This window comes from Hoeflea sp. 108 (genome assembly GCF_000372965.1).
Taxonomy (GTDB): Bacteria; Pseudomonadota; Alphaproteobacteria; order Rhizobiales; family Rhizobiaceae; genus Aminobacter.
Genome location: NZ_KB890024.1, coordinates 3,948,256 through 3,965,257 on the forward strand (window position 1 = coordinate 3,948,256; position 17,002 = coordinate 3,965,257).

Sequence of the window (17,002 nt, forward strand, 5' to 3'; positions counted from 1 at the left end):
TAAACCGTTTAAAGCCCTATGCCATTGTTCAACGGCAAATCAAAGCTTTTTTGCCAGCTCCTCGGCCTCGGCATTGAGTGCCGCACGGTTACGGACCCGCAGCGTGTGCTCGCGATGGACTATATAGAGGCCGCTGCCGACGATGATCGTAGCCCCGGCAAGGGTCCAGCGGTCGGGTAGCTGGTCGAACACCAGCCAGCCCAGAATGATCATCCACACCATCTGCAGATAGGGATAGGGCGCAAGTGCCGTGGCAGTGGCACGCATGTAGGCCTTGATCAGCAGCCAATGGCCGAAGCCGCCGAAAACGCCGAGCCCGAACAGTACCAGCCAGTCATAGAGATGGGCGGGCATCGAGCCTGCCAGCGGCAGCGCCGGCAGCATGAAGATGGCCGGCACGACCGCCGAATAGAGGATCAGGCTTTCAGCCGTTTCGGTACCGCCCATCTTGCGGGTCAGGATGTTGTAGAGCGACGAACTCAGCATCGCGCAGATCGAAAACAGGTGACCGATGCCGAAGCCGCCAAAACCCGGCCGGGTGATGACGATGACGCCGAGGAAGCCGACGCCGACAGCAAGCCAGCGCCGCCAGCCGGCCCATTCGCCCAGCATCGGGCCGGCGAGTGCGGTGATGACCATGGGACTGGCGAAATTGATCGACACAGTCTCGGCCAGTTGCAGCGTCTGCAGGGCGGCAAAGTTGAAGATCGTCGAGCCGAACATGAAGACGGCGCGCAGGATCTGCATTGACAGGCTCTGAGGCACCAACCGCTCCGGCCGCCGCCAGGCCTTGAACAGCACGAGCACCAGCACGGCATGGACGGCGAAGCGCACCCAGGTGACGAAAGGTGCGGCCAGGCCCGAGGTGACCAGGTGCTTGGCACTGGTATCGAGGAAGGAGAAGACCAGGCCCGAGGCGAATATCAGCAGGATCGCCGAGGTCGGCGTTGCGGTTTCTGCTGGTTTTTGGGAGGTCACGCTGGCGGGCCGGAAAATGGGACGGAGGTCATCAGGCTAGCGCATCGGCCAGGAAGGCACGATGCGCCGATTCAACAAGTTGGAACGTCCTTAGCGCGTCCTTTCCGACGCCCGGCGCTCTAATGCGCCAATGACCGCCGCCCGGCAAGGCAAAACTGGTGGTCCAATCGAGAAACGGCCTATTCGGCCGCTTCGGCCTCGACTTCGTGCTCGGCTTCGGCAGCCGGCTCAGCGTCGCTGCCGGTGACCTCGTCGTCAATGATGGCGAGATCCGACAGATTGGCCTCGATACGCAGCAACAGCTTGGTCAGTTGCTTCACGTCCTTCTTGTCCAGGCCCCTGAGCGCCTGCTTCTCGGTCTTCTTGACCGACTTCTCGACGGCACGGATGGCGTCCCTGCCGGTATCGGTCAGGTAGATGTGGGCCTGGCGCGCATCGGTGTCGGAGGCGCGCTTTTCGAGAAAGCCCTGCGCCTGCAGCCGGTTGATGGTCTTGGTGATGGTCGGCGGACGAACGCCGAGGCGCGAGGCGAGCTGGCCGGGCGTCTGGCCGTCCTCGTCGTGCAGCGACAGCATGATCTGGTCCTGGCCAGCGTAGAAACCATGCGTGAGCAGCCGCGCAGCGAGCGTCGTGCGCGCCAGCCGGGCCACATGGTGAAGCCGGTTCATCGCCGCGCCTTTGTTGGACTTGGACATCCGCATCTCCTGCGCCACGCCTCGCACCGTGATGGTCGAGAATAGTTACCGCGCGGCCGTTGGCAATCACCTTCGCGTGCGATCGTTGCCATGTCGCTTTGCCGGCAACCAACCACCTGCGAGCGCGTCTTGCCAGACGGATGTTACAGTTCGATGACAGGAATGCTTCGCCGGCAAATTTCCGGCAAAAAGACTTAGCCGGCGCGCTTCACCGCAATGATCATCAGCGCCTCGTAGGCGGCATCGACTTCACGCACGGCACTCTGCACGCCCTGCCCGGCCCGGCGCAGGATGCCGTCGTCGACATTCATGGTGTCGCGCACGCCCTGCCGCTCGTTGTAGGGCGGAGCGGTCATGTAGATGTGTTCGCTGAGATCGTCGGGGAAGAACATCTGCCCGGTCAGCACCTCGCCGTCCCTGGGCACCGCCTTGAAGTGGATATGGGTGGTGCGGCCGCGATACCAGCCGGGATAGATCGTCCTGAAGGCGACGATGCCGTCCTTGCCGGTGCTTTGCCAGCCGCGCAGGAATTTTTCGCCCGACGTGTCGACATCGCGCTTGTCGCCCTGGCCGGGATAGCCGGAATAATGCCCCTTGGCATCGCAATGCCAGAGGTCGACGCGGGCGCTCTCGATCGGCCGGCAGTCCTGGTCGACCACCTGCAGCCGCACCATCAGGTCGATGCCCTTGCGTCCTTCGGTGATGTCGGCGCGCTCAAGCGCCGGATCGAAATAATACGGACCTTCCGTCGTCTCGGGCGTCAGCATGCAGACACCCGCCCCGGGCATGAGCAGCGACGTGCCTGCCTGCGGCGAGGCCTGCTGGGCAAAGGCGCGCGCCGACAGCAAGGCACTGCCGCCAGCCGTTACCGCGATCAGGCCAAGCGCCCGGCGGCGCGAAAGATTGACAGGTTTTTCAGGCATGGGCGCCCGGCTCCTTTGTTGGGGTCGGTGCCCCCGCCCCGTGAGGCAATCTAGGAACGGCCGGGCCGCGGGCCTAATGAATTTTCGGTAATCTCTCTGGCCGAAACTCTACTGCCGTTTGAGACGTGCAAAAGCCTCTCCGGCATCCTATATGGAGCCTCTATTCGACCCCGAGGACGACCATGACCGAAGCTCAGACCCAAATCCCCGTCACCGTGCTGACCGGCTATCTCGGCTCCGGCAAGACGACCCTGCTCAACCGCATCCTGTCCGAGAACCACGGCAAGCGTTATGCGGTCATCGTCAACGAATTCGGCGAGATCGGCATCGACAACGACCTGATCGTGGAATCCGACGAGGAAATCTACGAGATGAACAATGGCTGCGTCTGCTGCACCGTGCGCGGCGACCTGATCCGCGTCGTCGAAGGCCTGATGCGCCGGCCCGGCCGTTTCGACGCCATCGTCGTCGAGACCACCGGCCTTGCCGACCCGGTACCGGTTGCCCAGACCTTCTTCATGGACGACGACGTCCGCTCCAAGACCAAGCTCGACGCCGTTGTCGCCCTGGTCGACGCCAAGCACCTGCCGCTGCGCCTGAAAGATTCTCGCGAGGCCGAGGACCAGATCGCCTTCGCCGACGTCGTCGTTCTCAACAAGACCGACCTCGTCAACGAGGACGAGCTGCGCCAGGTCGAGGCAACCATCCGCGCCATCAACCCGACGGCCAAGATCCATCGCACCACCCGCGCCGGCGTGGCGCTCGACCAGGTGCTCGACCGCGGCGCCTTCGATCTGCAGCGCGTCCTGGCCGACGATCCGCATTTCCTCGACGCGCACGATCACGACCATGACCACGATCATGAATGTGGCCCGAACTGCGACCACGACCATCATCACCACCACGATCATGATCACCACCACCATGATCACCACCACCATGATCATGACCATGACCACGATCACGACCATGGCGCGGTGTCGCCGATCCACGATGTGACGGTGAAGTCGGTGTCGCTGCGCGGCGGCGACATGGACCCCAAGAAGTTCTTCCCCTGGATCGAAAAGATCACCCAGATGGAAGGCCCCAACATCCTGCGCCTCAAGGGTATCATCGCTATCAAGGACGATCCGGACCGCTATGTGCTCCAGGGCGTCCACATGATCATCGAGGGCGACCACCAGCGTGCCTGGAAGGATGGCGAGAAGCGCGAGAGCCGGCTGGTGTTCATCGGCCGCGAACTCGACGCCGAGCGCCTGACGCGTAGCTTCGAGGCCTGCCAGGCGGCGTAAGCTGCCCTCAATCCTTGCTAGCGCTGACGAGGTCGAGTAAGGCCCCCTCACCGGGTCGCTACGCTCGCCACCTCTCCCCCCATTTCGTGAGGGCGAGGAATCGCTGCTTCGGCGATTGGCGTTTTCTCTCCCCCGGGCAGGGGGGAGAGGTGGCGAGCGCAGCGACCCGGTGAGGGGTGCTTGCAAGTACCCGCAACCCGACCGGACGTTACAAAATCATGCCGACAGTCGCCCCGTTTGATCTCGAAGGCCATTGCGTTGCTGCAGCCTTCCTCGACAACATCCCCTTCTTCGCGCTCGCCGACGGCATGGTGCACTGGCTCGACCACGGCCAGAAGTCGCTGAAGCTGCATGACGGGCTGCTGGCGGCGACCACGACAGCCAGGAACGACCTGCTGATCACGGGCGGCGAGGACGGCAAGGTGATGTCGCTTTCGTCAGCGGGATCAGCCGAAGAGCTGGCCAGCGCCGGCCGCAAATGGGTGACGTCGGTGGCTTCAGGCCCGCAGGGTGCGGTCGCCTATGCCAGCGGCCGCAATGCCTGGGTTCGCTTCGCCGACGGCAAGATCAAGGAATATGCCCACCCGCGCTCTGCCGAAGGCATCGCTTTTTCGCCCAAGGGCATGCGCATCGGCGTCGCCCGCTACAATGGCGCGACCCTGCATTTCCCGGCCGCCGAGGGCGCACCTACCGAGCTGCAGTGGGACGGCGCACACACCGGCATCACCTTTTCGCCCGACGGCGCCTATGTCGTGACATCAATGCAGGAAAACGCGCTGCATGGCTGGAAGCTCGCCGACGGCAAGCACATGCGCATGACCGGCTATCCCGCCAAGGTGAAGAGCCTGTCGTGGAGCGCCAAGGGCAAGTGGCTGGCGAGCTCCGGCGCGCCGGCGGCCATCGTCTGGCCATTCACAGGCAAGGACGGCCCGATGGGCAAGGCGCCTCTGGAACTCGGCACCCGCGCCAACGCCATGGTGACCACGGTCTCGTGCCATCCGAGCGAAGACATCGTCGCAGTCGGCTTCGACGACGGCATGGTGCTGGCGGTGCGTTTGGCCGACTCCAAGGAGGTGCTTTTGCGCCGCCCCGGCAAGGGCGCCATCACCTCCATGGCCTGGGACAAGGACGAACGCCGCATCGCCTTCGGCAGTGCCGCCGGCGATTGCGGCGTCATCGATATCGCGGGCTGATCTCAACCATAGCGAACCGCCCGCGGCGGCGTGCGGCGCAATGCCAGGCCGTCGCGCATGTTGAGCGACAACAGCGCGATGTTGACGGCTCCGGCCGCAAGCTCCAGCACCTGCACGGTGACGAAGGCCGCGTCGAAGCGGCCCTCCCCCGCCCAGCCGGCCAGCACGTAGGCCGACGGCAGCAGCACCAGAATGCCGTTGGCAGCAACGATGCGCATGCGACGCTTCTTGCGCTGCACCCCCGGGCTCTTCCATCCCTTCGCCAACGAAAAGCCGGAGGCGCCGGCCACGATCATCAGCGGGATGAGCACCGCCATGCCGGCGAGTATGCCCGCCTTGGCCATAGCTACGGTTTCGAGATTGCCGGACAGCTCGGTGGCAACGGTGGCCAGCCAGAAGCTGCCGACGACGAGCAGGGCCGCGGCACCAGCCGCGGCATGGACTTTGGCTTTCATCGTCATGCCTCGCCGATTTCAATAGCAAGCTATATACCATTGCATAGCATGCTATTCAATGGCTATTTCTAAGCCATGACCTTCCAGAAAGACCGCTCAGCCGGCTATCTCGCCAACCAGATGGCGCGGCTCTTCGCCAAAGGCCTGCAACAGCGCATCCGCCCGCTCGGCCTTGCGCCGGCGCAGTTCATGACCCTGCTGGCCCTGTGGGACGAGGACGGGCTGACCCAGAGCGAACTGGTGCGCCGGCTCGACGTCGAGCAGGCGACCATGGCCAACACGCTGACACGGATGGAGCGCGACGGGCTGATCGAGCGGCGCACCCGGCCCGACGATGGCCGCTCGCAGTCCGTTCACCTGACCCCGAGAGCCGTGGCGCTGCGTGGACCCGCGACCGAGGCGGCGCGGGCGCAAAATGAGGCAGCGCTCGCCGCCTTCAGTGAAGACGAACGCCGTACATTCCTCGCTTTGATGCGGCGCGCTATCGCAGCCATGCACCAGGACTGATCACGCGAAGTTTGCCAAGCGCGAGCCTATTCCACCAGGCAGGTCGCCCGGCCGGTAAAGTTGAAGGTCTTGCCTTCGCCGCCTGATGTGCCGTCCGTGTCGTAGGTGGTGACCGCGTACTGGCCGATGTAGTCGCCATCGTCGCCCGACCTGGTCTTGACCATGACCTCAACATAGCCGTGCGGCTTGCCGGCCTCACGCTCGCGATAGACGATCAGCCTGAGTTCCTCGCCGTCGAGCCAGTATTGCGCCAGATGCGAACCGTCGAAGCTGATCTTGCGCAGGTCTTCGGCAACGCTCTTGTCGAGGATTTCGATCTCGCCCCGGAAATTGAAAACGGGGCTCCCCATGCCACGAGTGACACCACTCTCGATGGTCAGTTTCACTGCCTCATCCTTGGCACCGCATGACAGCCCGCCAGAGGCACCGGCCGGGCCTGCCACAAGCAGGATCGACATGGTGATACTATAACACGCACCGTCCCCTGCCCCCAAAGCACAGTGTCATGATCGTTGCCGGCGATTACGGCCCGAAAGGCGGCGCTGAGCCAACAGAGACCTGCACAACGGCCAGTTGCCGTTTGTAGGGGCGGCTGGCTAGAGTGGCGCCCGTCTGTCCAATGGGAGCCATGATGAACCGCATCGAACGACCCGAAACCACCGAAGGCGGCGTGCCGCTGTCGCGCATCGCAGAGCTTGCAGCGACGGAGGCGGAAATCTTCCGCCACGCCCGGCCCAAATCGGAGGCCGCATTGGGCAACGGCATGGCAGGGTTCTTCAACGGCGTCCCGATGCACTGGATGAAAGACTGGCCGACGCCCTTCCCCATCCTGGTCGACAAGGCGAGCGGTGCCACCATCACCGACGTCGACGGCAACAAGCTGGCCGACTTCTGCCTCGGCGACACCGGCTCGATGTTCGGCCATTCGCCGGCGCCCGTCGCCCGTGCCATCCGCCGCCAGGCTGCCCGCGGCCTGACCTATATGCTGCCGTCGGAGGATTCGCTCACGCTTGGCCTGCTCTTGGCAAAACGCTTCGGCCTGCCGCACTGGCAGATCGCGACGACGGCGACCGACGCAAATCGCTTTGCGCTGCGCGTCGCCCGCGCCGTCACCGGCCGCGACAAGATCCTCGTTTTCAACGGCTGCTACCACGGCGCGGTCGACGAGACGATGGTGCGGCTCGACGATGGCAAGCCGATCAACCGTCCTGGCCTCGCCGGCGAGTTCCGCGACCTCACCCAGCGCACGCGTATTGTCGAGTTCAACGATCTCGAGGCGCTGGAGAAGGCGCTGAGCCATGGCGACGTCGCCTGCGTCATCACTGAGCCTGTATTGACCAACTCCTGCATGGTGCTGCCCGAGCCCGGCTTCCTCGAAGGCGTGCGCGCGCTGACGCGGCAGGCCGGCACGCTGCTTCTGATCGATGAGACCCACACCATCTCGACCGGCCCGGGCGGCTACACCAGAAAGCACAATCTCGAGCCCGACCTGTTCGTGCTCGGCAAGCCTGTTGCCGGCGGTGTGCCGGCGAGCGTGTGGGGCATGAGCGAAGATCTCGCGGCCCGCTACGCTGCCTACAATGCCACCAAGGAGCCGGGCTATTCCGGCATGGGCACGACGCTGTCGGCCAATCCCCTCCAGTTCGCGGCGATGCGCGCAACGCTCGAAGAGGTCATGACCGAGGAAAACTACGCCCACATGGAGACGCTGGCCGAACGGCTGGCAACCGGCCTCGACAAGGCGATCCGAAAACGGAAACTGCCCTGGCACGTGATGCGTGTCGGCGCCCGTGTCGAGTTCATATGCGCCCCCGGCCCGCTCCGCAATGGCGGCGAGGCCGAGCACGCACATGCCTCCCGACTGGAGGCTGCCGTGCATGTGGCGCTGGTCAATCGCGGCGTGCTGATCGCGCCGTTCCACAACATGATGCTGGTCTCTCCGGTGACGACAGCGCGGCAGGTCGACAGACTGGTTGCAGCTTTCGGCGATATTGCCGCCCGTCTTACGGCATGAGACAAGGCACAAGGACAATTGAGTGACATCATGACATCACCTTCCGGCTCGACCATCGAAGAGGCCAGAGCCTTCCTCGACGCGAACCCTGATATCGAAGCCTTCGACATCGTTCTGACAGACGCCAATGGCGTCGGCCGCGGCAAGATCATTCGCCGCCATGAACTGATGGGACTGTACGAAGGCGGACGCCACCTGCCGATCTCGATCCTCGGCCTCGACATCACAGGCGAGGACGTCCACGAAACCGGCCTGATCTGGGATTCCGGCGACGGTGACCTGCGTGCATGGCCGATCCCGGGCACGCTGAAGCCGTTGCATGGCACCAGCCCGGCCCGCGGCCAGGTGCTGATGTCGATGTTCCATCTCGACGGCGCACCGATGACCTCGGACCCCCGCCTGGCGCTGAAGCGCCAGGTCGACAGGCTGGCCGAAAAGGGTCTTTACCCCGCCGGCGCCTTCGAGCTCGAATTCTTCCTGCTCGCCAACGACCGCGACGGCGACGGCAAGGTCCAGCCGGCCCGCGCAGTGCTGGATGGTCGTGCCTCGGGCAAGACCGAAGTCTATTCGGTCGACCATCTGCACGGCATGGAGCCTTTGTTCTCCGACATCTATGCTGCCGCAAAAGTGCAATGCATCCCGGCCGAGACGGTCATCTCGGAATACGCGCCGGGCCAATACGAGCTCACTTTGCGCTACCGCAAGGACGTGATGCAGGCGGCTGACGACCTGCTGATGCTGAAGCGGCTGGTGCGCGCCCAGGCTCGCCGCCACGGGGTGACTGCCTGCTTCATGGCCAAGCCGATCGAGAAATATGCCGGCTCGGGCATGCATTTCCACGTCTCGCTGCTCGACCGCGACGGTCGCAATGTCTTCACTGAAGCCGAGGAAGGCACCTGGGAGCCGAAGCTGCTGCACGCGCTCGGCGGCCTCGCCGACACGATGGCGGAATCGATGCTGGTGTTTGCCCCGCACGCCAACTCGTGGCGCCGCTTCGTGTCACAGTCCTATGCACCGGTGGCGCCGACCTGGGGCGTCAACAACCGCTCGGTGGCGCTGCGCGTGCCGGCGGGCGACGCCAAGAACCGCCGCATCGAGCACCGCCCCTCGGGCGTCGACGCCAACCCCTACCTTGTCGCCGCGACCATCCTCGCCGGCATCTCGAAGGGACTGGAGGAACAACTCGATCCCGGCCCGGAAACCTCAGGCAACGGCTACGAACAGGCTGAAGGCACCGAAAGCGTGATGCCGCCGGACTGGCGCTCGGCCATCGAGGCCGCCAAGGCCTCGGAATTCCTGCGCACCGCACTCGGCCACGACCTGCACCGCACGTTCACGGCGATCAAGGAAAGCGAATATTTCCGCGTCGCCCGCACGGTCAGCGAGCTGGACTACCACCTCTATCTACACGAGGTGTGATCCCCCGGGGATGGCGGACAATCGCCCGCCATCCCTCCCCAGCTTCGATCACATTTCGCCGCACGCCGACGAAGCCTCTGGTCTCGTCAGTCAAAAGAACATATCATGAACAAATGGCAGTTCTTTCGACCCGCGAGAAACTCGCGATCCTTTCCGACGCCGCGAAATATGACGCCTCCTGCGCCTCGTCGGGTGCCGGCGGGCGCGACTCGCTCAAGTCCGGCGGCATCGGCTCGACCGAGGGCATGGGCATCTGTCACTCTTACGCGCCCGACGGCCGCTGCATCTCTCTGCTCAAGATCCTGCTGACCAATTTCTGCATCTACGACTGCAGCTACTGCATCAATCGCTCCTCCTCCAATGTCCGCCGCGCCCGCTTCACGGTCGATGAGGTGGTGCGGCTGACCATGGACTTCTACAAGCGCAACTACATCGAGGGGCTGTTCCTGTCGTCGGGCGTCGTCCGTTCGCCCGACAACACCATGGGAGAGATGGTGGAGGTGGCACGACGGCTCAGGCTCGACGAGAAATTCGGCGGCTACATTCATCTCAAGACCATCCCCGAGGCGTCCGCCGAGTTGATCGAGAAGGCCGGCCTCTATGCTGATCGCCTGTCGATCAATGTCGAGCTGCCGACCGACGAGGGCGTGAAGCGGCTGGCGCCGGAGAAACGGCCGGAGACGATCCGTGTCTCGATGGCAAAGCTGCGCTCGAAGATCGAGGAGAAGGCGGAGCCGACGCTACGGACGAAGACGCGTGAGCGCTTTGCCCCGGGAGGCCAGTCGACGCAGATGATCGTCGGCGCCGACGCCACGCCGGATGCCGGCATCCTCAAGACCAGCGCCCGGCTCTATGGCAGCTACCAGCTGCGACGCGTCTACTATTCGGCCTTCAGCCCGATCCCCGACGCCTCCTCCGCCCTGCCCCTCAGGAAGCCGCCGCTGATGCGCGAGCACCGGCTCTACCAGGCCGACTGGCTGATGCGTTTCTACGGCTTTGACCAGGGCGAAATCCTCGACGGCCAGCCAGACGGCATGCTCGACCTGGAAATCGACCCCAAGCTTGCCTGGGCGCTGCGCAACCGTGCCTCGTTCCCTGTCGACGTCAACCGCGCCGACAAGGAGAGGCTGCTGCGCATCCCGGGTTTCGGCACGCGCGCCGTCGAGCGCATCATCGAGACGCGCCGCTTCAAGCGGTTGCGCTTGGAAGATGTCGGCCGTCTCTGCCAATCCATCGCCAAGGTGCGCCCGTTCATCGTCGCCGACGGCTGGTCACCGGGTGCCGCCACCGACGCGGCACGGCTGCGCGAGACGATCGCACCGAAGCCGCAGCAGCTCGAGCTGTTCCGATGACCGGCCAGCCCGCTTTGTCACTGGCCGCCTATGCGGTGCACCTCGCCGGCCCGACCGACTTCGATGGCTGGCGCGATGCCGCGCGCAGGCTGAGCACCAACGAGGTGAAGCCCGAGGACATCGAGTGGCATGTCGGCGGCGAAGGCGACGAACTGCCGGCGCCGACGCCGGGCGTCGAACTCAGGGTCTCCCGAGAATTCGTCGAGCGTGCCACCATCGTCGCATGCCACAGCGACAGCGAGCGGTTCGCCCTGCTCTACCGGTTGCTGTGGCGGCAGCGCAGCGAACCGCATTTGCTCCGGATCGCCTCCGACCCGGACGTGCGCCGTTTCGAGACGATGGAGAAATCGGTCCGGCGCGACGAGCACAAGATGCACGCCTTCGTCCGCTTCCGAAAGATCGGCGATGGAAACGACGAGCGTTTCGTCGCCTGGTTCGAGCCCGATCATTTCATCCTCGAACTGGCCGCCCCGTTCTTCGTGCGCCGCTTCACCGGCATGCATTGGGCAATCCTGACGCCCCGTGGCTCGACCGAGTGGGACCGCGAAAGACTGGCGTTCGGCCCCGGTGCCTCTAGGAACGACGCGCCCACCGCCGACCAGTCGGAGGAGATGTGGCGGACCTATTTCGCCAACATCTTCAACCCAGCCCGCCTGAAGGTGAAGGCGATGCAATCGGAGATGCCCAAGAAATACTGGCGGAACCTGCCGGAGGCCTCGCTCATTCCGAATCTGATCGCTGGCGCCGACGAGGCGGCCCGCGAGATGATCGCGAGGATGCCGACCATGCCCGCAGCGCATCACCAGGCGATACAGGCCAGGCACTGGCCCTCAGCCGAAGCTGTTACCGAGACCGCGGCTCGATCTATCGACGCTTTGCGCCAGCAGGCAAGCCAGTGCCGGCGCTGCCCGCTGTGGAGCGAAGCGACGCAGACGGTGTTCGGCGAAGGCCCTGACATTGCCGAACTGGTGTTCGTCGGCGAGCAGCCCGGCGACCAGGAAGACCTGCAGGGCCGGCCCTTCGTCGGCCCGGCCGGCAGGATCTTCGACGCGGTGCTCGGCGAAGCCGGCATCGACCGCACGGCGGTCTATGTCACCAACGCGGTCAAGCACTTCAAGTTCGAGCCGCGCGGCAAGCGCCGTATCCACAGCAAGCCCAATGCCGGCGAGGTGCAGGCCTGCCGCTGGTGGCTGGCGCAGGAGTTGACGCTGCTGAAGCCGAAGCTGGTGGTGGCGCTCGGCGCGACCGCGGCCCAGTCGCTGCTGGAGGCGCCGGTGGCGATCACCCGGCAACGCGGCCAGACCATCGAACGCGACGACGGGCTCGCGGTGTTCCTGACGATTCACCCGTCCTACATCCTGCGACTCCGCGACCCGCAGGAGGCGGCAGCCGAGCGTACCCGCTTCGCCGAGGACATGAGGGCCGTTCGGGCGATGATGGCCGCGTAGCGCCGAGCCAAGCGGAGCCGGGCCAGATCATATCAGGACGAGCCGCCGGCTCGGAGAAACGCCCTCTCGTTCAGACGAAGGGCGGAAGCTTTCTACCGGATGAGGATCGCCCTGAGGTCGTTGACGTTGGTGCCGGTTGGCCCAGGGACGAAAAGATCGCCCACCGAGTTGAACGCCGTCCAAGCATTGTTGCCGGCGAGCATCGCCTTGGCGTCGACGTCAACGCCATGCATGCGCGAGACGGTCGAGCCGTCGGCAAAGGCGCCGGCATTGTCTTCGGAGCCGTCGATGCCGTCGGTGTCGGCGGCCAGCGCGTCGATGCCCTCAAGACCGTCGATACCGATGGCGAAGGCGAGCAGGAATTCGCTGTTGCGGCCACCCTTGCCCTTGGCACGGAGCGTCACGGTCGTCTCGCCGCCGGACAGGATCAGCACAGGCTTGCTGAATGGCCGGTTGCGGGTAGCGACCTCGCGGGCGATGGCCGCATGTACGCCGCCGACCTCGCGCGCCTCGCCTTCGATGGCGTCGGAGAGGATGACGGTTTCAACGCCCCGCTTGCGTGCTGCCTCGGCGGCGGCGTCGAGCGACACGGCGGCGGAAGCGATGACATGCACCTCGTTGCGGGCAAAACGCGGGTCGGTCGGCTGTGGCGCATCGGCGGCAGCCGAGTTGATGTGGGCTATGACATTGGCGGGCAGCGCGATGCGGTAGGTTTCGATCAGGCGAAGCGCGTCGGCGCGGGACGCCTCGTCGGGCACGGTCGGCCCAGAGGCGACGAGCGCCGGGTTGTCGCCGGGAATGTCGGAGACGACCAGCGAGACGACGCGCGCCGGCCAAGCGGCGGCCGCCAGCCGGCCTCCTTTGATGCCCGAAATGTGCTTGCGGATGGTGTTCATCGCCGAGATCGGCGCGCCGGAGGCGAGCAGCGCCTCGTTGACGGCAATCTCGTCGGCAAGCGTCAGGCTGCCGGCCGGCGACGGCAGCAGCGCAGAGCCGCCGCCCGAGACCAGCGCAACGACGAGATCGTCCTCGGTCAGGCCGGAAACCGTCTGGAGCAGAAGCTTCGCCGCCTCAAGGCCGTTGGCGTCCGGCACCGGGTGCGAGGCCTCGACGATCCTGATGCGCTCGCAAGGGGCGGCAAAGCCGTAGCGGGTGACCACCACGCCTTCCAGCGGCCCCTGCCAGGCTTTTTCGAATGCGGCCGCCATCTGGGCCGAGCCTTTGCCGGCGCCGATGACGATGGTCCGGCCCTTGGGCTTTTCCGGCAGGTGGCGGCGGATGGTGAGCTCCGGATCGGCAGCAGCGACGGCCGCTTCGAAGATGCTAGTCAGAAACTGCTTGGGGTCGGTCATGGCCATCCGGACTCTCACTATCAGTCGCTTTGTCTGTTCATGTCGCGCCGCCACTCGTCCCGTCCTGAGCTTGTCGAAGGGCCGGCACCTAAGGCGCAAGCGGCTACGTTGACGCCCCCTCGCCCCGCCGTTCACGAGGAGAAGGTAAAGGTGGCGGCAACGCTGTATTCAAATCATACCGGCCCGAGCGCCACTTCCTGCCTCGGAACACCCAGATGGTCGGCGATTGCCGCCACGACTACCTCGTGGTCCTGCCGCTCCGGCAGGCCGGACACGGCAACGACGCCGATAACGCCGACGCCCTTGATCCGGATCGGGAATCCACCGCCGGCGAGCACATAGTCCTCGATCGGCAGGGCCTCGCCCACCGGGAAGGTGCGATCTTCGCGCGCCTTGGTCAGCACCATGCGGTAGCTGCTGCGATGGAACATCTTGACCACATTGATCTTGCGGCGCGTCCACTCGGAATTGCTCGATGTCGAGCCAGGCAGCGCGCAGTAGAACAGCGTCCGGTCCCACAGCTTGATATCAACCACGATCGGGAACTTCTCGGTGAGCCCGCGGGTGCGGATGGCCGAGCCGATCTCGTAGGCTGTCGCCTCGTCGAAGCCATCGAAGACCAGCCGGGTCTCCTGCTCGGCGATCTTCTTCACATCATCGGCAGTTGCCATCGTCCGCTCCTCCTTCAGACCAGAGGTCACATGGCAGACGCAGGCCAATGACGCAAGGTCAGGCCGTCTTGTCCATCACCGACTTTGCCGGCACGCCCGCGACATAGACCTCGACCACGGCACGGTCGTCGCCCATCGTCTGCAGCAGGAACAGCTCTTCGGCCAGCGTGCCGCAGCGCTCCATCCTGAGCCGCATGCCCGGCGTGGCGCGCGAATCGAGCACGACGATGTCGGCGTCGGTGCCGACGTCGAGCGTACCAACCTTGTCGGAGATCGACAGCGCCTCGGCGTTGCCGCGCGTCAGCTGCCAATAGGACGCCAGCGGGTTGAGCTTCTCGCCGTTGAGCGCGATGACCTTGTAGGCTTCGTCCATGGTGCGCAGCATCGAATAGCTGGTGCCGCCGCCGACGTCGGTCGCAGTCGCGATGCGCAACGGCTTCTCACGCCGGCGATAGCGCTGGTAGTCGAAGAGGCCCGAGCCAAGGAACAGGTTGGAGGTCGGGCAGAACACGGCGATCGAGCCATGTTCGGAGATCGCGTCGGATTCGCGCTCGCCGAGATGGATGCAATGGCCGAGCAGCGTGCGCTGACCGAGCAGGCCGTAGTGGTCGTAGATGTCGGTGTAGTCGCGCGACCAGGGGTAAAGTTCCTGGGTGAAGGCAATCTCGGCGTGGTTCTCCGACAGATGCGTCTGGATGTGCAAGCCGGGATGCTCCTTCGCCAGCTGCCCCGCCATCTCCATCTGCTCGGGCGTCGATGTGATGGCGAAGCGCGGGGTGATCGCATAGTGCTGGCGACCCTTGCCGTGCCACTCCGCAATCAGCGCCTTGGTGTCGTCATAGCTCGCCTGCGGCGTGTCGAGCACGCCATCGGGCGCATTGCGGTCCATCATCACCTTGCCGGCGATATTGAGCATGTTGCGGTCATGCGATTCGGCGAAGAACGCCTCGGCCGACTGCTTGTGAACGGAGCAATAGGCGGCGACCGTCGTCGTGCCCTGGCGCACCACCTCGTCGAGGAACAGGCGCGCGATGCGACGGCCGTGCTGGGCGTCGATGAACTTGGTCTCTTCCGGAAAGGTATATTTGTTCAGCCATTCCAGCAGCTCGGCGCCGTAGGCGGCGATGATCTGCATCTGCGGCACATGCACATGCGCGTCGATAAATCCTGGGAGGATGAGATGCGGGCGATGATCGATGAGCTGGACATTGCTGCCGGCCTGGGCCGCGACCTGGGCGTAACCGCCGACCGCGGCGATCTTGCCGTCCCGCATCAGCACCGCGCCGTCTTCCTCATAGGCGTAGGCGGCATGGTCGTCGGCACTGTCGGGCCAGCGCCGGAACGACAGGGTGCGGCCGCGGAGAAGGGTCGTGGTCATGGCAAATCCAGCTTTCAGTTCGGGCCAGCTTGGGTGTGGCCGGCCTCAAGGTCTGCGAACGGCCGCTAGCCGGTCAGTTCCGGGCCGTCAGTTCTTGCGGGCCTGTTCGTACCAGGCGACGAGCAGTGCCCGCTCCTCCGGTGTGATCTGGGTCACGTTTCCGGGCGGCATGGCGTGGCTGCGGCCGGCCTGCAGATAGATCTCGCGGGCATGCTCGGCAATGGCGCCGTCGGTCTCGAGAATAACACCCTTCGGCGCGTGGTAGATGCCCTCATAGGATGGTTCGGCGGCGTGGCACATGGCGCACCGGCCGAGCACGGTGTCGCGCACCTTCGGGAACTCGGCCGACGCGACGAAAGGTGTGGTGGTGACGGCGGCGTTCTTGTCCTCGCCGGTCAGAACCTTGGGCACCGTCGACAGCCACATGATGATGATGAACAGCAAGGTGGCGGCCAGCCAGGTCCAGTGCGGGTTGCCGGCGCGCTTGTGGATGGTGTTGAAGTAGTGGCGGATCAGCACGCCGATGATGAAGATCAGCGAGGCGATGACCCAGTTGAACTGCGTGCCGAACGCCAGCGGGTAGTGGTTCGACAGCATCAGGAACACGACCGGCAGGGTCAGGTAGTTGTTGTGCGTCGAGCGTGTCTTGGCGATCTTGCCGTATTTCGGGTCGGGCTTGCGGCCGGCGATGAGGTCCGCGACGACGATCTTCTGGTTCGGGATGATGACCATGAAGACGTTGGCCGACATGATCGTCGCCGTGAAGGCGCCGAGATGCAGGAAGGCGGCGCGGCCGGTGAACAGCTGCGTGTAGCCCCAGCTCATGAACACCACCACCGCATAGAGGATGATCATCAGAAGCGTGTCGTGGTCGCCGAGCTTCGACTTGCAGAGCAGGTCGTAGATGATCCAGCCGAGGCCGATCGAAGCCAGCGAGATGGCGATGGCGATGGGCGCAGACACGTCGAGCACGTTGCGGTCGATCAGGAACAGTTCGGCGCCGCCGTAATAGACCAGGCAGAGCAGCGTGAAGCCCGACAGCCAGGTGGCGTAGGACTCCCACTTGAACCATGTCAGGTGCTCCGGCATCTGCGCCGGCGCGACCAGGTATTTCTGAATGTGGTAGAAGCCGCCGCCGTGGACCTGCCACTCCTCGCCATGGGCGCCCACGGGCAAGGCGTCATGCTTGCGCAGCCCGAGATCGAGCGCGATGAAATAGAATGATGAGCCGATCCAGGCCATCGCAGTGATGACATGCAGCCACCGCACGGCGAAGCTCGCCCACTCCATGAAAAACGCCAAGTCGTACATCCGCCGTCCCTTTT

The 17,002-nt window shown here is 64.8% G+C and carries 16 protein-coding genes; 7 read left to right on the forward strand and 9 right to left on the reverse strand.

Features of this window, described 5'->3' with window-relative positions:
* Positions 1 to 39: 39 nt before the first annotated feature.
* The 3 genes from B015_RS0119555 to B015_RS0119565 form a co-directional block, all read right to left on the reverse strand.
* Positions 40 to 978 (reverse strand): DMT family transporter, encoded by a 939-nt coding sequence (locus tag B015_RS0119555; protein WP_018429433.1) that lies wholly within the window; start codon positions 976 to 978, stop codon positions 40 to 42.
* 179 nt (positions 979 to 1,157) lie between these two features.
* Complete coding sequence (locus B015_RS0119560) at positions 1,158 to 1,673, reverse strand: MarR family transcriptional regulator (RefSeq protein ID WP_018429434.1); 516 nt, start codon at positions 1,671 to 1,673, stop codon at positions 1,158 to 1,160.
* Positions 1,674 to 1,867: 194 nt separating this feature from the next.
* On the reverse strand, positions 1,868 to 2,596 hold the full coding sequence (locus tag B015_RS0119565; RefSeq protein ID WP_018429435.1) for an intradiol ring-cleavage dioxygenase: 729 nt from the start codon (positions 2,594 to 2,596) through the stop codon (positions 1,868 to 1,870).
* Positions 2,597 to 2,778: 182 nt separating this feature from the next.
* Here B015_RS0119565 and B015_RS0119570 point away from each other — a divergent pair, with 182 nt between their 5' ends.
* Positions 2,779 to 3,888 (forward strand): GTP-binding protein, encoded by a 1,110-nt coding sequence (locus tag B015_RS0119570; RefSeq protein WP_018429436.1) that lies wholly within the window; start codon positions 2,779 to 2,781, stop codon positions 3,886 to 3,888.
* A gap of 218 nt (positions 3,889 to 4,106) precedes the next feature.
* Complete coding sequence (locus B015_RS0119575; protein WP_018429437.1) at positions 4,107 to 5,081, forward strand: WD40 repeat domain-containing protein; 975 nt, start codon at positions 4,107 to 4,109, stop codon at positions 5,079 to 5,081.
* Between the two features lie 2 nt (positions 5,082 to 5,083).
* Here B015_RS0119575 and B015_RS0119580 read toward each other — a convergent pair whose 3' ends face one another.
* Positions 5,084 to 5,536 carry a hypothetical protein gene (locus B015_RS0119580; RefSeq protein WP_040456954.1) on the reverse strand — a complete coding sequence of 151 codons (453 nt, stop codon included), beginning with the start codon at positions 5,534 to 5,536 and terminating at the stop codon, positions 5,084 to 5,086.
* A 75-nt stretch (positions 5,537 to 5,611) separates the two neighbouring features.
* Between B015_RS0119580 and B015_RS0119585 the strand changes: the two genes are divergently transcribed.
* Positions 5,612 to 6,043: a MarR family transcriptional regulator gene (locus tag B015_RS0119585; RefSeq protein ID WP_018429439.1), complete on the forward strand. Its 432-nt coding sequence runs from the start codon at positions 5,612 to 5,614 to the stop codon at positions 6,041 to 6,043.
* Positions 6,044 to 6,069: 26 nt separating this feature from the next.
* Here B015_RS0119585 and B015_RS0119590 read toward each other — a convergent pair whose 3' ends face one another.
* Positions 6,070 to 6,429, reverse strand: a complete 360-nt coding sequence (locus B015_RS0119590) for a hypothetical protein (protein WP_157632786.1) — start codon at positions 6,427 to 6,429, stop codon at positions 6,070 to 6,072.
* A gap of 245 nt (positions 6,430 to 6,674) precedes the next feature.
* On the opposite strand from B015_RS0119590, the gene B015_RS0119595 reads away from it, so the two are divergent.
* From B015_RS0119595 to B015_RS0119610, 4 genes are all read left to right on the forward strand, one after another.
* Complete coding sequence (locus B015_RS0119595) at positions 6,675 to 8,057, forward strand: aspartate aminotransferase family protein (protein WP_026227507.1); 1,383 nt, start codon at positions 6,675 to 6,677, stop codon at positions 8,055 to 8,057.
* A 30-nt stretch (positions 8,058 to 8,087) separates the two neighbouring features.
* Positions 8,088 to 9,476, forward strand: coding sequence for a glutamine synthetase family protein (locus tag B015_RS0119600; RefSeq protein WP_018429442.1), 1,389 nt, complete (start codon positions 8,088 to 8,090; stop codon positions 9,474 to 9,476).
* A 113-nt stretch (positions 9,477 to 9,589) separates the two neighbouring features.
* Positions 9,590 to 10,828, forward strand: coding sequence for a putative DNA modification/repair radical SAM protein (locus tag B015_RS0119605; protein ID WP_018429443.1), 1,239 nt, complete (start codon positions 9,590 to 9,592; stop codon positions 10,826 to 10,828).
* Positions 10,825 to 12,276, forward strand: a complete 1,452-nt coding sequence (locus tag B015_RS0119610; protein WP_018429444.1) for a UdgX family uracil-DNA binding protein — start codon at positions 10,825 to 10,827, stop codon at positions 12,274 to 12,276. Before B015_RS0119605 ends, B015_RS0119610 begins: the two co-directional genes overlap by 4 nt.
* Positions 12,277 to 12,368: 92 nt before the next feature.
* Here the strand turns inward: B015_RS0119610 and B015_RS0119615 are convergent, their stop codons facing one another.
* From B015_RS0119615 to B015_RS0119630, 4 genes are all read right to left on the reverse strand, one after another.
* On the reverse strand, positions 12,369 to 13,634 hold the full coding sequence (locus B015_RS0119615; protein ID WP_018429445.1) for a glycerate kinase: 1,266 nt from the start codon (positions 13,632 to 13,634) through the stop codon (positions 12,369 to 12,371).
* Positions 13,635 to 13,801: 167 nt separating this feature from the next.
* Positions 13,802 to 14,299 carry a heme-degrading domain-containing protein gene (locus B015_RS0119620; protein ID WP_018429446.1) on the reverse strand — a complete coding sequence of 166 codons (498 nt, stop codon included), beginning with the start codon at positions 14,297 to 14,299 and terminating at the stop codon, positions 13,802 to 13,804.
* A 58-nt stretch (positions 14,300 to 14,357) separates the two neighbouring features.
* The gene (gene guaD / locus B015_RS0119625; protein WP_018429447.1) at positions 14,358 to 15,677 is read right to left on the reverse strand and encodes a guanine deaminase; all 1,320 of its coding nucleotides are present in this window, start codon (positions 15,675 to 15,677) and stop codon (positions 14,358 to 14,360) included.
* A gap of 87 nt (positions 15,678 to 15,764) precedes the next feature.
* The gene (locus B015_RS0119630; RefSeq protein WP_018429448.1) at positions 15,765 to 16,988 is read right to left on the reverse strand and encodes a urate hydroxylase PuuD; all 1,224 of its coding nucleotides are present in this window, start codon (positions 16,986 to 16,988) and stop codon (positions 15,765 to 15,767) included.
* Positions 16,989 to 17,002: the final 14 nt, after the last annotated feature.